The sequence below is a fragment of the Pseudomonas sp. S5D5 genome, assembly GCF_003013355.1.
In the GTDB taxonomy this organism is placed as follows: Bacteria; Pseudomonadota; Gammaproteobacteria; order Pseudomonadales; family Pseudomonadaceae; genus Aquipseudomonas; species Aquipseudomonas aylmerensis.
Genome location: NZ_PTEO01000001.1, coordinates 640,212 through 656,532 on the forward strand (window position 1 = coordinate 640,212; position 16,321 = coordinate 656,532).

Here is a 16,321-nt window from a genome sequence, read left to right on the forward strand (position 1 = left end):
TATTGGGCCCGGGAAGGTCAGGCCCGATCGCGCGCCAGCAGCGGTTTCAAGTAGTAACCGGTGTGGGACTGTGGCATCTCGGAGACCTGCTCCGGCGTCCCCACTGCAATGATCTGGCCGCCCTTGGAGCCGCCTTCCGGCCCCAGGTCTACCAGCCAGTCGGCGGTCTTGATCACATCCAGGTTGTGCTCGATCACTACCACGGTGTTGCCGTGGTCCCGCAGGCGGTGCAGCACGTCCAGCAGTTGCTGGATATCCGCGAAGTGCAGGCCGGTGGTTGGCTCATCGAGGATATACAAGGTCTTGCCTGTATCGCGCTTGGACAGCTCGCGCGACAACTTCACCCGCTGCGCTTCACCGCCGGACAGGGTGGTCGCCGATTGCCCCAGCTTGATATACGACAGGCCCACATCCATCAGTGTCTGCAGCTTGCGCGCCAACGCCGGGACGGCGTCGAAGAACACCCGGGCTTCCTCGATGGTCATCTCGAGGGTTTCGTGGATGCTCTTGCCCTTGTATTTGATCTCCAGGGTTTCGCGGTTATAGCGCTTGCTCTTGCACACATCGCATGGCACGTAGATGTCCGGCAGGAAGTGCATCTCGACCTTGATCAAGCCATCGCCCTGGCAGGCCTCGCAGCGCCCACCCTTGACGTTGAACGAGAACCGGCCCGGCCCGTAGCCCCGCGAGCGGGACTCCGGTACACCGGCGAACAGCTCGCGAATCGGCGTGAACAGTCCGGTATAGGTTGCCGGATTGGAGCGCGGTGTACGGCCAATCGGGCTCTGGTCGATATCGACCACCTTGTCCAGGTGTTCCAGGCCCTTGATGCTGTCGTGCGCCGCAGCTTCCAGCGTAGTTGCGCCATTCAGGGCGGTGGCACTCAGCGGGAACAGCGTGTTGTTGATCAGCGTCGACTTGCCCGAGCCGGACACGCCGGTCACGCAGGTCAGCAGGCCCAAGGGGATTTCCAGGTCCACGTTGCGCAGGTTGTTGCCACGCGCTCCCTTGAGGTGCAGCGCGAGCTTCTTGTTGCGCGGAGTGCGCTTGGCCGGCACTTCAATCTTCACGCGGCCAGACAAGTATTTGCCGGTCAGCGAGTCCGGGTGGGCCATGACTTCGGCAGGTGTGCCTTCCGCGACGATATGTCCGCCATGCACACCCGCACCCGGGCCAATGTCGACGACATAATCCGCCAGGCGGATCGCGTCTTCATCGTGCTCGACCACGATCACCGTGTTGCCGATATCCCGCAGGTGTTTCAGCGTACCCAGGAGGCGGTCGTTGTCGCGCTGATGCAGGCCAATCGACGGTTCATCAAGGATATACAGCACGCCCACGAGGCCTGCACCGATCTGGCTGGCCAGTCGAATCCGCTGGGCCTCACCGCCGGACAAGGTATCGGCGCTGCGATCCAGCGACAGGTAGTCCAGGCCCACGTTAACCAGGAACTGCAGGCGCTCGCGGATTTCCTTGAGGATCTTGTCGGCAATTTCCCCGCGGCGTCCGGTCAGCTTCAGTACGCCAAAGTATTCACAGGCATCGCCGATTGGCAGGTTGGTCACCGCCGGCAGGGTCTTCTCGCCGACCCAAACATGCCGGGCCTCACGGCGCAGGCGCGTGCCACGGCAATCCGGGCACGGCTGGGTGCTGAGGAATTTCGCCAGCTCCTCGCGCACGCTTGCCGACTCGGTCTCGCGGTAACGGCGTTCCAGGTTCGGCACGATGCCTTCGAACGGGTGCGAGCGCTTGACGATGTCGCCACGGTCGTTCAGGTACTTGAAGTCGACGTTCTGCGAACCACTGCCGTTGAGAATGACCTTCTGCTGGTCGGCCGGCAGTTGGTTGAAGGGCACTTCAAGACTGAACTTATAGTGGGAGGCCAACGACCCGAGCATCTGGAAGTAATAGACGTTGCGCCTGTCCCAGCCGCGTATCGCCCCTTCCGCCAGTGTCAGTTCGCCATTCACCAGGCGCTTGATGTCGAAGAATTGCTTCACGCCCAGGCCATCACAGGTCGGGCAGGCGCCGGCCGGGTTGTTGAAGGAAAACAGCTTGGGTTCCAACTCGCTGATGGCGTGGCCACAGATCGGGCAGGCGAAGCGCGCGGAGAAGATGATCTCCTCGCCTGGCTCGTCGTCCATCGGTGCGACCAGGGCGATGCCGTCGGCCAGCTTCAACGCGGTCTCGAACGACTCCGCCAGGCGCTGCTGCAGGTCGGCGCGCACTTTGAAGCGGTCGACCACCACATCGATCGAGTGCTTCTTCTGCTTGTCGAGCTTGGGCGCTTCGTCCAGCTCATAGAGCTTGCCATTGATGCGCGCGCGTACAAAACCTTGCGCACGCAGCTCTTCGAAGACCGAAAGGTGTTCACCCTTGCGCTCGCGAATCACCGGTGCCAGCAGCATCAGCTTGGCGCCTTCCGGCTGCGCCAGCACCAGGTCGACCATCTGGCTGACGGTCTGGGCCTCCAGCGGAATGTCGTGGTCCGGGCAGCGCGGAATACCTACTCGCGCGTAGAGCAGGCGCAGGTAGTCGTAGATCTCGGTAATGGTGCCCACGGTGGAACGTGGGTTATGGGAGGTCGACTTCTGTTCGATGGAGATCGCTGGCGACAGGCCTTCAATGGTGTCGACGTCTGGCTTTTCCATCATCGACAGGAACTGGCGGGCGTAGGCCGACAGCGACTCCACATAGCGGCGCTGGCCTTCGGCATACAGCGTGTCGAACGCCAGGGACGATTTGCCGGAGCCGGACAGGCCGGTGATGACGATCAGTTTGTCCCGGGGCAGGGTCAGGTCGATGTTCTTCAGGTTGTGGGTTCTAGCCCCACGAATCAGGATCTTGTCCAAGATGGCCTCGCACGGCGGGCGTAAATAATGCCGGAGTATACGGCTAAAGACTGGATGAATATACACTGTCAAAAGGCCGCTTGCAGCCTTACATGAAAGCTGCGCGGCAAACCGCCGCATATACCCTCTCAATCGATGGGACTGGTAGAATCGCCGCCGGTTCACACGAGGTTTTTCCATGCACGATCCCCACAGCGAACGCATGAGTAGCGGCGAGACCCGAGCAGCAAGCGGTCTGGCCCTGGTGTTCGCCTTCCGTATGCTTGGCATGTTCATGGTGTTGCCGGTGCTGGCGACCTATGGGATGGACCTCGCAGGCGCGACCCCCGCATTGATCGGCCTGGCGATTGGCGCCTATGGCCTGACCCAGGCAATTTTCCAGATTCCTTTCGGGATCATTTCCGACCGCATCGGCCGTCGCCCGGTGATTTACCTGGGGCTGATCGTGTTCGCCCTCGGCAGTGTGCTCGCGGCCCAGTCCGATTCGATCTGGGGCGTGATCGCCGGACGAATCCTGCAAGGCGCCGGTGCAATTTCCGCCGCTGTCATGGCGCTGTTGTCGGACCTGACCCGCGAACAACATCGCACCAAGGCCATGGCCATGATCGGTATGACCATCGGTCTGTCCTTCGCCGTGGCGATGGTGGTCGGCCCCTTGCTGACGCGTGCCTTCGGTTTGCACGGGCTGTTCCTGGCCACTGGCGGTATGGCGTTGTTCGGTATCGTGATCGTGGCCTTTATGGTGCCGCGCTCCACCGGCACCCTGCAGCACCGTGAATCGGGTGTCGCGCGCAAGGCGTTGTTACCGACGCTCAAGCACCCGGACCTGTTGCGCCTGGATTTAGGTATCTTCGTATTGCACGCGATGCTGATGTGCAGCTTCGTCGCCTTGCCTCTCGCATTGGTGGAAAAAGCCGGTCTGCCCAAGGAGCAGCACTGGTGGGTCTACCTGACAGCGCTGCTGGTTTCGTTCTTCGCAATGATCCCGTTCATCATCTACGGCGAGAAGAAACGCAAAATGAAACGAGTTTTGCTCGGCGCCGTCACGACGCTGATGCTCACTGAGCTATTCTTCTGGCAGTTCGGCGACAACCTGCGGGCGCTGGTAATCGGCACGGTGGTGTTCTTCACCGCGTTCAACCTGCTGGAGGCCTCGCTGCCGTCGCTGATCAGTAAAGTTTCACCGGCCGGGGGCAAGGGCACTGCGATGGGGGTGTATTCCACCAGCCAGTTCCTGGGTTCCGCACTGGGCGGCATCATGGGCGGCTGGATGTTCCAGCATGGCGGTTTGTCGGTTGTGTTCCTCGGATGCGCCGGGCTGGCTGCACTTTGGCTGGCCTTTGCTGTTACCATGCGCGAACCTCCCTACGTCACAAGTCTGCGTTTGCCGCTGTCGCCAGAGGCGATCCGTGAAAGCGGTCTGGTAGAGCGCCTGAAGGCCGTCGTAGGGGTAACAGATGCAGTCGTGGTCGCTGAAGAGGCGGCCATTTACATCAAACTGGACACCGAATTATTGGATCGCGCGACGCTCGAGCAACTGGTCAACCCAGTGCCGACAGCGCGCCCAGCCTAGGAGAACGTTATGGCCCGTGGGGTTAACAAAGTCATATTGGTCGGTACATGCGGCCAGGATCCCGAAGTTCGCTACTTGCCTAACGGTAACGCCGTGACCAACCTGAGTCTGGCGACCAGCGAACAGTGGACCGACAAGCAGACCGGCCAGAAGGTCGAGAAAACCGAATGGCACCGCGTATCGATGTTCGGCAAGGTCGCCGAGATCGCCGGTGAGTACCTGCGCAAAGGTTCGCAGGTCTACATCGAAGGCAAGCTGCAGACCCGCGAGTGGGAAAAAGACGGCATCAAGCGTTACACCACCGAAATCGTGGTCGACATGCAAGGCACCATGCAACTGCTGGGCGGCCGTCCACAGGGCGACCAACAGGGCCAGGGCGGCATGTCCAACTCGGCACCGCGTCCACAACAGTCGCGTCCGCAGCCAAGCCAGCAGCCACAGCGTGAGTCGCGTCCAGCGCCACAACAGGCCGCGCCGCAGCCTGCGCCGGATTTCGACAGCTTTGACGATGATATCCCGTTCTAAGGTTTAACCACCGGAACGAGCAAAACCCCCGACGGCGCAAGCCTCGGGGGTTTTTTATTGCCGTTTGTCAGGCGTCTGTCGAGGCCGCTCGCACCACCATTTCCTTGAAGCGTTGCAGCACTGCCGAGCCATCACCCACCCGCGTCGCCAGATGCAAGGGCGCCACCAGGCTGCGGCAATCGCTCAACTCCCGGTAGACGATGCCATCCCCGCGCAGCCGCTGCATCGAGGCCGGCACGATGGACACCCCAAGGCCCGCAGCCACCAGGCTCAACGTGGCGGTCATGCGCGGGGCTTCCTGGACCACCTGCGGGCTGAACCCCGCTTCACGGCAGGCCACCAGGATTGCGTCATACAACCCCAGTCCGACACGACGGCGATAGAGCACGAAAGACTCGGTGGCCAGCGCAGACAAGGGCAGGGGGATGTCAAAGTCGATCGCCAACGGATGATCGGTCGGCAGCGCCAGCAACATCGGCTCCACCAGGATCGGCTCGTCCTGCAATGATTGCGTGCCGCTGAGCGGTGAGCGGATAAACGCCGCGTCGAGTTTCTCATGCGCCAGCGCGTCCAGCAGTTCGCCGGTTCCGGCTTCCTCCAGTACGACCGAGACTCCCACGAAGGTTTCCCGAAACAGCCGCAATACACTCGGTACAAACGGGTGCAAGGCCGCTGAGCTGGTAAAGCCGATGGCCAGGCGCCCGCGTTCTCCCCGAGCGGCGCGACGCACGACATCGGCGACACCGTCGACGCGCGCCAGCACCTCGCGTGCTTCATCCAGCAGGGCCAACCCGGCCGGGGTCGGCCGCACGCCGCGTGGCAGGCGTTCCATCAGCACCACGTCCAATTCGGCTTCAAGGCTTTGCAGCAAGCGCGTCAACGGTGGCTGCTGCATGCCCAGGCGTTGCGCCGCGCGGGTGATGTAGCCTTCTTCGGCAATGGCCACGAAAGCTCTGAGTTGGCGAAGCTCCAGCATAGGAATACTTTTGAGGTATGGGAGGTAGCCAATCCTGGCATTTGTTCTCATGGCTCACAAGAATTAGGCTGTAGCCAACCTCAAAAAGAAGGAAAGCCGTGATGACCTGGTCAGCCAAGCAGTACACGATGTTCGAACAGCAGCGCACTCGTCCTGTCCGTGACCTGGTCGCGGCCATTCCGAATACTGAGGTGCGCAATGCCGTCGACCTGGGCTGCGGCCCCGGCAATTCCACCGAAGTACTCGCCGAGCGCTTCCCGCAGGCGCACGTCACGGGCATGGACAGCTCCGATGACATGCTGGTCGATGCCCGCAGACGGCTGCCGGCGTTAAGCTTCGAACTGGCGGATATCGGTGCCTGGCGCCCTGCACAGGCTTTCGATGTGATTCTGGCCAACGCCTCCCTGCAGTGGCTGCCGGACCACGCCACGCTCTATCCACATCTGGTCAACCAACTGACGCCCGGCGGCACGCTGGCCGTGCAGACACCGGACAACCTCGACGAACCTGCCCACCGGCTGGCCCGCGAGGTGGCTGCCGACGGCCCATGGGCGGCCAGGATCGGTACGGTCAAACACAATGAGCGGCACAGCGCGAACTACTATTACGAGTTGCTGAGCAAACACAGCACCGTGGACGTCTGGCGCACCACGTACCTGCATCCATTGGCCGACCACGCGGCTGTGGTGGAGTGGTTCAAGGCCTCGGCGTTGCGGCCGTTTCTGGCGCCGTTGACCGACGAAGAAAAGGCCGCCTTCCTACGTGAATATCAGGCGCGAATTACCCAGGCTTACCCAGCCCTGGACGATGGCACCGTGTTGCTGCCATTTCCGCGCCTGTTCATCATCGCCACGCGCTGACGCCCTCCACACGAGTGGCGGTTACGCGGCCGCCGCTTGTGCCTGCAAATACTCCTGTGCCGACACCACGCCGGCATAACCAAACGCCAACGATGCCATGTAGGTGTCATGCACGTGCGCCGCCGGGATCACCTTGCCATTGAATTCCAGGTCCCGCGTGGCGCAGGCGTCATGGATCAGTGTGACCTTGTAGCCCAGGTCCGCCGCCGCTCGCACCACCGCATCAATGCACATATGGCTCATGCTGCCGACTACCACCAACTCCGTGATGCTGCGTTGTTCCAGCAGTGCGCGCAGGTTGGTCTCGCGAAACGCATTGACGAAATGCTTGAGCACCACCGGCTCACTGCCCTCATTCAGTACCTTGGGGTGCAAATAAGCGCCCTCGGAGCCCGGGGTGAAGAAGGGCGCGTCATCCGAGGTAAATTCATGGCGCACATGAATCACCGCATCGCCCGCCTGGCGAAAGGCCTGGAGCACCTGCGCGGCCTTGTCTGCCGCGGCTTCCACGCCGTCGAGCGGCCACTTGCCCTGGGGGAAGTAGTCGTTCTGGATATCGATTAGGATGAGCGCTTGCTTGGCCATGGGTGTTGCCTCGTGATGGGTTGATGGGGCCAGTATGTTAGCTGGCGCCGGCGCGCGGGATTGGCTGCACCGACAATAACAGGGGGAAAACTGACAATGGCGGTTGTGGAGCTGGGCGTGTTGATCTACCACGGTGCGCAGTTGGCGGCTGTCCACGGCCTGACCGATTTGTTCGGGGTGGCCAACCGGATTGCTGCCGAGCATCAATCCGCGCAACTGCCGTTGCTGCGGGTCAGCCACTGGCAGGTGGATGCCCATGGCACGCCTGCGCGGGTATTCGACACTCACCCCGGCCCTGAGCAACCGATGATGGCCCTGCTGGTGCCGCCTTCAATCGGTGAGTTCAGCGAAGAACAGGCACCGCCCGCGCTGCTCGAGTGGATTCGCCAGCAACACGCGGTGGGCACTGTGCTCGGCGGTGTGTGTATCGGCTCGATCATGCTGGCGCGCAGCGGCCTGTTGGACGGGCGCAGCGCCACCACCCATTGGTCCTCCGCCAGTGCCTTCGCCACACGGTATCCGGCGGTGCGCCTGGAGGCCGATAAACCTATCGTCGATGACGGCGACCTGATCACCACTGCCGGGCTGATGGCCTGGTCCGAACTGGGCCTGCGCCTGGTCGATCGCCTGATGGGCCCGAGCATCGCCGCCGGTACCGCGCGCTTCCTGGTGATCGAGCACAGTGACAGCGCCAGCCAATGCGGCAGCAACTTTGCGCCGATCCTGGGGCACGGCGACAGCGCGATCCTCAAGGTGCAGCATTGGCTGCAAGCCAGTGGCGCAGTGGACGTGTCGGTGGCGGCGATGGCGCAGGAGGCGGGCCTGGAAGAACGCACCTTCCTGCGACGGTTTCGCGCCGCCACCGGCTTGAAACCCACCGAATACTGCCAGCACCTGCGCGTCGGCAAAGCGCGGCAGATGCTGGAGTTCACCAACGGCACCATCGACCATATCGCCTGGACCGTGGGCTACCAGGACCCCAGTGCATTTCGAGCCATCTTCAAGAAGATCACTGGCCTGGCCCCCAGCGATTATCGCAACCGTTTCGGCGTGTGAATCGTGCAGAACGCCGCAGCTTCAAGGCGGCGTCGTGCAGAATCAAACAGGCTAACTGCCATCGCTTTTTCGACAACCGGTTGATTTCACTCGCATCCTCCTTGAAACCGCCTTGGCCTGATCCCTGCAACCTTCCCACCACACACATGGCGGGAAGGCCAAGGGGGACGCATGACCCCGAAGAATCGCAAGAAACTCGTAGTTGCCCACTCCACTCGGGAGGGTGCGCCACAGCATGAGGTGGAAACCAATCGTGCGCTGGCGCGCTGGCTGGCGCAGATCCTCGGGCTGAAGTTCGGCGGCAGCTATGACCCCGACCAGCACGCCGACCGAGCCCTCTACCTGTTGCCCACGCAAACCCTGGTCGGCGCGGCCCAGGCCCGCGCGCTGAACGTCAACGGCCCCGAAGACCTGTGGGGCGGCTATGTGGATCACGACATCATCTGCACCAAAGCCATCAGCCATGGCGTTTTGGGCCCGGATGCGGTGACCCCACCCGGCTGGTCGCCATTGTTCTGCGAGCGGGTACGCGACGTCGTGCTCGACGGCCTCAGCGTATTTGCCCTGAAGGATGCACGCGAAGCCGCGACACGCTTGCTCTACAGCGGCCCGATCCGTTTGAAACCGGTACATGCCTGCGCCGGGCGTGGCCAGGAAGTGATCCGCAGTCTCGACGCGTTCGATGTGGTGCTGGCGCGACCGAACGCCGCGCAACTGTTTGAGAGCGGCGTGGTGCTGGAGCAGGACTTGCACGACGTCATCACCCACAGCGTGGGCCAGAGCTTTATTGGCGAGCACGTGCTCAGTTATTGCGGCGAGCAGTTCCTGACACAAGACGCACACGGCGAAGAGGTGTACGGCGGTTCCGATTTAATCGTGGTCCCGGGCGACTACGAAAAGCTGCTCGCCCTCGCGCTGCCGGACGACGTGCGCCAGGCCATCGAACAAGCGCAGGTTTTCGACGCGGCCGCCGATGAGGCCTACCCTGGCTTCTATGCCTCGCGGCGCAACTACGACATCGCCGAGGGCCTGGACAGTGACGGCCAGCGCCGCAGTGGCGTGCTCGAACAATCCTGGCGCATGGGCGGGGCCAGCAGCGCGGAGGTCGCGGCGTTGCAAAGCTTCATCAACCACCCCGGCCTGCGCGCGATCCGGGTGTCCTCGGTGGAAACCTACGTGGACCAGGCGCTGCCCGCCGATGCCATCGAGGTGTACCGCGGCCCGGCGGAAAACAGCGAGTTTCTTCTCAAGTATGTGACGGTTAAATCTTATGACGGCTAGAAGCGAAAGCATTGCGATCGATATCGACGACGAACAGATGAGCGCCACCTTCCTGAGCCCCAAATCCAAAGTGCCGGGCGTGTTGTTTGTGCACGGCTGGGGCGGTAGCCAGGAGCGCGACCTGGAGCGTGCCAAAGGCATCGCCGGCCTCGGCTGCGTGTGCCTGACCTTCGACCTGCGGGGGCATGCCGGCACCGGTATCCCGTTGTCGCGCGTTACCCGCGAAGACAACCTGCGCGACCTGCTGGCAGCCTATGACCGGCTGCTCTCGCACCCGGCCATCGACACCTCCGCAGTGGCGGTGGTGGGCACCAGCTACGGCGGTTACCTGGCGGCGATTCTGACCTCGTTGCGCCCGGTGCGCTGGCTGGCGCTGCGTGTGCCGGCGCTGTATCGCGATCAGGAATGGCTCAAGCCCAAGCGCGATTTGGACAAGGCCGACCTGATGGATTACCGCAGCACGCTGGTCCACGCTGAGACCAATCGCGCGCTGCATGCCTGCGCGCAATTCACCGGGGATGTGCTGATCGTCGAATCGGAAACCGACGACCATGTGCCCCATGCGACCATCATGAGCTACCGCGCGGCCTGCCAGCAGACGCACTCGCTGACTCACCGCATCATCGATGGCGCGGATCACTCCCTTAGCGATCCAGTGTCCCAGCAGGCCTACACCTCGATCCTGGTGGACTGGATTACCGAGATGGTGGTGGGCGAGCGCTTGAGCATTATCCAGTCTCAATAGGGGGGGCTTTGGATCGCTATCGGCGGCAAGCCGACACCTGCAGGGGGACGCATCGCAAATGTAGGCGCTGGCTTGCCAGCGATAGCGATCCTCTCGGCAACATCTCTCTCAAGCCGGTGTCTTCTTCACCCGCAACGCCTTGGCCTTCGCCTCGACACCGACGTACATCACCAGCGCGATCAGCAGCGGCAGAATAAAGTAGATCGCGCGGTAGGCAATCAGCCCGGCAAGCAAACTGCCGCGCGAGGCTTCATGTTGCAGCAGGGCAATAAACACCGCCTCCAGCACGCCCAGCCCGGCGGGGATATGGGTGATCACGCCGGCAATCGCGCTGATCAGTAACACGCCGAGCACGAGCGGATAATCCAGCTTCGCCGGCAGCAAGGTGAAAATCACCGCTGCCATCAACGACCAGTTCAACGCCCCCAGCGCCAATTGCAGGCATGCCATGCGCAGCGACGGCAGGTTGATCTCGATCCCGCGAATCGACCAGGCGCGCTTTTTCGAAAACTGGCAGGCCGCCAGATACCCCAGGCTGGCCAGGACCAGCAACACACCAATGCCCTGCAAGGCACCGCTGCTGACTTTCCACCCTGGCGGCATCGTCACCAAACCGCTGCTGAACACCACCCCGGCCAAGGCCATATAGCCAAACCAATTGGTGGCCAGGCTCAGGCCGAGGATCTTGGCGATGTTGCCAGTGCTCACCCCCAGCCGCGAATACAGCCGATAACGCATCGCGATGCCGCCGACCCAGGCGCTCAGGTTGAGGTTGAACGCATAGCTGATGATGCCCACTGGCAGGATCTGTTTCCAGCGCAGGGGCTGACGAATGTAGGTGCGGCCGATCAGGTCGAAGCAGGCGTAGACGACAAAGCTGCACGCTGTCAGCCCGCCCGCGATGATCAGCGTGCGCACCTTGAAATTGCCGAGGGTCTCGAACACCTCGCTCCAGTCGATGCGCCGGGCGAGCAGGGTGAACAGCACGATCAACAACAGGAAGAACGCGACAGTCAGCGGTTTCTTCCAGCGCGCGAACCGAGAACCGCTGGCTTCAGACGTCATGGGGCGAACGCTCGAAAGGTTTCAGGCGGGGCTTGTGCGCCGGCAACCAGCCCGTCAGCGCGGGGAAGTGGCGCATCACATGGAACACCAGGAAACCCACGGTCAGCCGCCACAGCCACAGGCGCGGCTTGCGGTTCTCCGGTATGGTCCGGCAATGCGTGTCAGCGAGTACTTCCAGGCGCTCGTAGAGCTGCTGGTTGAAGGCGCGGTCACGAATCAGCACATTGGCTTCCAGGTTCAACGACAGGCTCAGCGGGTCGAGGTTGCTCGAACCGACGGTGCTCCATTCGTCATCCACCAGCGCGACCTTGCCGTGCAGCGGTCGCTGGCAATACTCGTGAATCACCACACCGTCCTTGAGCAGGTAGTCGTAGAGCATGCGCGCAGCCAGCTTGGCCAGCAGCACGTCAGGCTGGCCCTGCATGATCAGCTGCACGTGCACGCCACGGCGCGCGGCGTTACGAATCTCGCGCAGCAGCCGGTAGCCGGGGAAGAAATACGCGTTGGCGATCACCACACGTTTCTGCGCCTTGCTCAGGGCGTGGATATACGCCTCTTCGATGTCGTCGCGATGCTGGACGTTGTCGCGATAGATCAGGCGCACCAAGCCTTTGCCTTTCTCGGTGGCCCACAGCGAAGGGCGTTGCTGGCGCCGGCGCCAACCGCGGCGTGTGCGGACCTGTCGACCGCTTTGCGCGAGGGCGAAATGATGCAGGTCCGCCACCGCCGGGCCCGTCACCTGCACCGCGTAATCCTGCTTGGCCTCGGGGCCGAAATCGCCCAGATGGTCGGCGGAAAAATTGATCCCGCCGATAAACGCCACGGCCGCATCCACCACCACAATCTTGCGGTGCAGGCGGCGAAACCAGTTGGTGCGGATGCCCAGTGTCTTGGACGCCGGGTCAAACATCTGCACCGTCACTCCTGCCTCCGCCAGCTCACCGAGAAACCCCGGGCTCAGCTCGCCGCAGCCAAAACCGTCCAGGCTCACGACCACCTTGACCCCGCGTTGCGCCGCCTCGATGAGGATGCCCTGCAGCTCGTGGCCGACCTTGTCTTCGAAGAGGATAAAGGTCTCCAGCAGGATCTCCCGATGCGCTTCACGCATCGCTTCGAAGACCCGGGGGAAATACGCCTCGCCGTTCTCCAGCAACTCGACCCGGTTGTCGCTCTGCCAGCCGTAATCCAGGTCGCGGGCCTTGGCTTCATCCGGCGGCTGATCGGTAGCGATGTGTTCCACGGCAACGTTCATAGCTCAATCTCCACCGACAGGGGCGCGTGGTCTGACAAATGTGACCAGGGGCGGGCAGTGAGCACTCGCGGGTTATGCACCTTCACGTTGCGCACATAAATGCGGTCCAGCGGCAGCAATGGCAGGCGCGCCGGGAAGGTGCGTGCGGGTTTGCCGTGGGTTTCGATGAACACTTCCTTCAGGCCGCTCTGGCTGAGGTCGGCACGCTGGCGCCAGTCGTTGAAATCGCCGGCAACCACCAACGGTGCATCGGCCGGAATCTCGCGGATGCGCTGCTCCAGCAAGCGCAATTGCTGCTGGCGATGCACCTCGCGCAGGCCCAGGTGAATACAGATGGCGTGCACCTCTTGGCCGGTACCCGGCAGGCGCAGCACGCAATGCAACAGGCCACGGTTTTCATGCCCGCTTTGCGAAATGTCGAGGTTGTCGTAGCGCACGATCTGGAATTTCGACAGCAGCGCATTGCCGTGGTCGCCATGCGGGTAGACCGCGTTGCGCCCGTAGGCGAACTGCGGCCAGATGCTGTCGGCGAGGAACTCGTACTGCGGCATGTTCGGCCAGTCGCTATAGCGCTGGGGATGGCGCTCGTGGGTGCCATGGATTTCCTGCAGGAACACCATGTCGGCACCGATACTGCGCACCGCCTCACGCAACTCGGGCAGGATGAAACGCCGATTCAGCGCAGTGAAGCCCTTGTGAATATTCACCGTCAACACGGTAAAACGCGTTATCGCGGTGGTGGGGGCGATGGGTACCCATTCCGGCTGTGTCATGGCAACACCCCGGGTTCCGGCAACTTGCCGGGTTCGGTGAGGAGGTGCTTATCCAGCCCGAAACGCCCGAGCAAGTGACGGGCATCGAAGGGCGCCCGCACCTTGATGTCGTTGTCGAAAAAACAGAAGACGTCGCGCTGCTTGCGCGCGGAGGGCTTGCGCTGCGGGTCGACCAGGTGCGCATCTGCCGGCTGCTTGCCGTGTGCCCAGCGCTCGATGCGATCACCCCAGCGCTCGAGGGCTTCATCGGTGTAGCCGCTGGCGTACAGCTGCTTGTCGCCATGCAAACGCAGGTAGAGGAAATTGGCGGTGACGTCTTCGAGGTACGGCCACTTGCCGGCGGTGTCCGCCACCACCAGGGCCACGCCGTGCCGAGCCAGCATCTGCACAAACTCAGGCACCGCAAAACTCTTGTGCCGGATCTCCACCGCATGACGCAGGGCGCGCTTGCCATGAGCCTGCAGGCTCGCCTTGCCGTTCAGGCGTGGCTCGTGCTGGCGGGCGAGGGTCGCGGCTTGCACCGTGTCAGTGGGCAAGTCGGCGAGGAAGGCTTCGAACAGCGCTGGGTCGAAGGTGAAGCTGGGCGGAAATTGCCAAAGGATGGGGCCAAGTTTTTCCTGCAGCTCCAGTACCCCGGAGGCGAAGAAATTCGCCATTGGCTTGTGCACCTCCCGCAGGCGCAGGATATGCGTGATATAGCGCGGTGCCTTGACGCTGAACATGAAGTCTTCAGGGGTGTCGGCGTACCACTCGGCGTAGCGCTTGGGGGTTTGCAGCGCGTAGAACGAGCCATTGATTTCAATGCTGTTGACGGCACGTGACGCAAACTGCAACTCGCGTTTCTGGGTCAGCCCCTCGGGGTAGAAATCCCCGCGCCAGGGCGTGTAGCGCCAGCCGGAAATGCCGATATGAATCGCCGCCATGGTGACTCCCGTGAATGGTGGGTCGAGTGACCTCCGTTCTGGAATGACTGCGCTATTTGCGCGAAAGTTTCCACGGTCCTACAGACGGCACCCGCTAAAACTGTGGGAACGGGCTTGCTTGCGAAGGCAATCTGTCAGCAATCAATTCATCGACTGCCCCACCGCCATCGCCGGCAAGCCAGCTCCCACATGGGATTGAAGGTGTTGCCGGATCAGTGCCCGGAAAAACTGTGGGATTGAAGGTGTTACCGGATCAGAGCCCGGTAAAAACTGTGGGAGCGGGCTTGCTCGCGAAGGCAATCTGTCAGCAATAAATTCATCGACTGCCCCACCGCCATCGCAGGCAAGCCAGCTCCCACATGGGATTGAGTCGTGGCCGGATCAGTGCCCGGTAAAAAACTGTGGGATTGAAGGTGTTGCCGGATCAGCGCCCGGTAAAAACTGTGGGAGCTGGCTTGCCTGCGATAGCGATTTGTCAGCAATCAATTCATCGACTGACACCCCGCCATCGCCGTCAAGCCAGCTCCCTCATGGGATTGAAGGTGCTACCGGATCAGTGCCCGACCACACTGCGTGTCGAACTCTCGGGATACACCGGACCAAGGCGGTCCAGCCGGCCACTCCACGCGGTCAGCGCCAGGGCCACCAGCACCACCAGCCCGCCAATCCACGCCGTGTGGATCAGGCCCATATGGGCCACGATCAAACCACCCGCCCAGGCACCACCGGCGATTCCCAGGTTAAACGCGGCGATATTCAGCCCCGACGCCACGTCCACTGCATTCGGCGTGTGATGTTCGGCCTGGCGCACCACATACACCTGCAGGCCGGGCACGTTGCCGAAGGCGACCGCGCCCCACACCAGCACGGTGGCCAGGGCCAGCCAAGGATTGCTGGCGGTCATCGTCAGGACAAACAGCACGGCCGCGAGCAGGGCAAAGATGATTTTCAACGCGCTGATCGGGCCGCGTTTATCCGCCAGCTTGCCGCCCCAGATGTTCCCGGCCGCGACCGAGATGCCATACACCAGCAGCACCAGGCTGACCGTGCCGGCGCTGAAGCCGGAGATGTCCTGAAGGATCGGCGCCAGGAAGGTAAACGCGATAAACGAGCCACCGTAGCCGACGGCTGTCATCGCGTACACCAGCAGCAAACGCGGTTGCTTGAGCACTTGCAGTTGTTGCAGCAGCGACGCGGGTTTGCTGTGGGCGATGTGCTTGGGCACGTAGATCAGGCTGCCGATAAACGCGATCACACCCAGGGCGGACACGGCGAGGAAGGTTTCGCGCCAGCCGAAGTGCTGGCCGATAAAGGTGCCCAGCGGCACACCCGTGACCAGGGCGACGGTGAGGCCGGTAAACATGATGGCAATTGCGCTGGCGGCCTTTTCCTTGGGCACCAGGCTGGTGGCGATGGTCGAGCCGATCGAGAAAAACACCCCGTGGGCCAGGCCGGTAACGATCCGCGCCAGCACCAGCGATTCATAACTCGGCGCCTGCCATGCCAGCAAGTTGCCAAGGGTGAACAGCACCATCAGCGACAGCAGCAGGAATTTGCGCGGCACCTTGCCGGTGAGCGCGGTCAGCACCGGCGCGCCGATGGCCACGCCGAGGGCGTAGAGGCTGACCAACAGGCCGGCGGACGGCAGGTCGACACCCAGGTCGGCGCCGATGGTGGGTAACAGGCCAACGATGACGAACTCGGTCGTCCCGATGGCGAAAGCGCTGAGGGTCAGCGCGAGCAAGGCAATGGGCATGGCTGCAACTCCGGTGGGTTTCATTCAGGAGCGCAGTGTCTGGTTTTGGCCTGTGCGGAAAAAGCCAGGGATCGGCATTTGATATTTGCCTGCAGGTCA

The 16,321-nt window shown here is 62.5% G+C and carries 14 protein-coding genes; 6 read left to right on the forward strand and 8 right to left on the reverse strand.

Features of this window, described 5'->3' with window-relative positions:
* Positions 1–17 precede the first annotated feature (17 nt).
* Entirely contained in the window at positions 18–2,852 is a 2,835-nt protein-coding gene (gene uvrA, locus C9990_RS03095) for an excinuclease ABC subunit UvrA (protein WP_106802493.1), read from the reverse strand.
* A 178-nt stretch (positions 2,853–3,030) separates the two neighbouring features.
* On the opposite strand from uvrA, the gene C9990_RS03100 reads away from it, so the two are divergent.
* Together C9990_RS03100 and C9990_RS03105 are read left to right on the forward strand one after the other, a co-directional pair.
* Complete coding sequence (locus C9990_RS03100) at positions 3,031–4,425, forward strand: MFS transporter (RefSeq protein WP_106802494.1); 1,395 nt, start codon at positions 3,031–3,033, stop codon at positions 4,423–4,425.
* 9 nt (positions 4,426–4,434) lie between these two features.
* Positions 4,435–4,950: a single-stranded DNA-binding protein gene (locus tag C9990_RS03105; RefSeq protein WP_003232445.1), complete on the forward strand. Its 516-nt coding sequence runs from the start codon at positions 4,435–4,437 to the stop codon at positions 4,948–4,950.
* Between the two features lie 67 nt (positions 4,951–5,017).
* On the opposite strand, the gene C9990_RS03110 is transcribed toward C9990_RS03105, so the two are convergent.
* Positions 5,018–5,926: a LysR family transcriptional regulator gene (locus C9990_RS03110; RefSeq protein WP_106802495.1), complete on the reverse strand. Its 909-nt coding sequence runs from the start codon at positions 5,924–5,926 to the stop codon at positions 5,018–5,020.
* A gap of 101 nt (positions 5,927–6,027) precedes the next feature.
* Here C9990_RS03110 and tam point away from each other — a divergent pair, with 101 nt between their 5' ends.
* A complete protein-coding gene (gene tam, locus C9990_RS03115; protein ID WP_106802496.1) occupies positions 6,028–6,786 on the forward strand; it encodes a trans-aconitate 2-methyltransferase in 759 nt (252 codons plus the stop codon).
* Between the two features lie 21 nt (positions 6,787–6,807).
* Here tam and C9990_RS03120 read toward each other — a convergent pair whose 3' ends face one another.
* Positions 6,808–7,371 (reverse strand): cysteine hydrolase family protein, encoded by a 564-nt coding sequence (locus tag C9990_RS03120; RefSeq protein WP_106802497.1) that lies wholly within the window; start codon positions 7,369–7,371, stop codon positions 6,808–6,810.
* 96 nt (positions 7,372–7,467) lie between these two features.
* Between C9990_RS03120 and C9990_RS03125 the strand changes: the two genes are divergently transcribed.
* The 3 genes from C9990_RS03125 (at position 7,468) to C9990_RS03135 (ending at position 10,453) form a co-directional block, all read left to right on the forward strand.
* Positions 7,468–8,427 (forward strand): GlxA family transcriptional regulator, encoded by a 960-nt coding sequence (locus tag C9990_RS03125; protein ID WP_065909942.1) that lies wholly within the window; start codon positions 7,468–7,470, stop codon positions 8,425–8,427.
* A gap of 171 nt (positions 8,428–8,598) precedes the next feature.
* Positions 8,599–9,708 carry a DUF3182 family protein gene (locus tag C9990_RS03130; RefSeq protein WP_106802498.1) on the forward strand — a complete coding sequence of 370 codons (1,110 nt, stop codon included), beginning with the start codon at positions 8,599–8,601 and terminating at the stop codon, positions 9,706–9,708.
* Complete coding sequence (locus C9990_RS03135) at positions 9,698–10,453, forward strand: S9 family peptidase (protein WP_016969461.1); 756 nt, start codon at positions 9,698–9,700, stop codon at positions 10,451–10,453. The genes C9990_RS03130 and C9990_RS03135 overlap by 11 nt, the downstream gene beginning before the upstream one ends.
* A 108-nt stretch (positions 10,454–10,561) precedes the next feature.
* Here the strand turns inward: C9990_RS03135 and C9990_RS03140 are convergent, their stop codons facing one another.
* The 5 genes from C9990_RS03140 to C9990_RS03160 form a co-directional block, all read right to left on the reverse strand.
* Positions 10,562–11,518 carry a lysylphosphatidylglycerol synthase domain-containing protein gene (locus tag C9990_RS03140; protein ID WP_065909945.1) on the reverse strand — a complete coding sequence of 319 codons (957 nt, stop codon included), beginning with the start codon at positions 11,516–11,518 and terminating at the stop codon, positions 10,562–10,564.
* The gene (gene clsB, locus C9990_RS03145) at positions 11,508–12,770 is read right to left on the reverse strand and encodes a cardiolipin synthase ClsB (protein ID WP_106802499.1); all 1,263 of its coding nucleotides are present in this window, start codon (positions 12,768–12,770) and stop codon (positions 11,508–11,510) included. Before clsB ends, C9990_RS03140 begins: the two co-directional genes overlap by 11 nt.
* The gene (locus tag C9990_RS03150) at positions 12,767–13,543 is read right to left on the reverse strand and encodes an endonuclease/exonuclease/phosphatase family protein (RefSeq protein ID WP_106802500.1); all 777 of its coding nucleotides are present in this window, start codon (positions 13,541–13,543) and stop codon (positions 12,767–12,769) included. Before C9990_RS03150 ends, clsB begins: the two co-directional genes overlap by 4 nt.
* On the reverse strand, positions 13,540–14,466 hold the full coding sequence (locus C9990_RS03155) for a DUF72 domain-containing protein (protein WP_106802501.1): 927 nt from the start codon (positions 14,464–14,466) through the stop codon (positions 13,540–13,542). Before C9990_RS03155 ends, C9990_RS03150 begins: the two co-directional genes overlap by 4 nt.
* A gap of 553 nt (positions 14,467–15,019) precedes the next feature.
* Positions 15,020–16,222 carry an MFS transporter gene (locus C9990_RS03160; RefSeq protein WP_106802502.1) on the reverse strand — a complete coding sequence of 401 codons (1,203 nt, stop codon included), beginning with the start codon at positions 16,220–16,222 and terminating at the stop codon, positions 15,020–15,022.
* Positions 16,223–16,321: the final 99 nt, after the last annotated feature.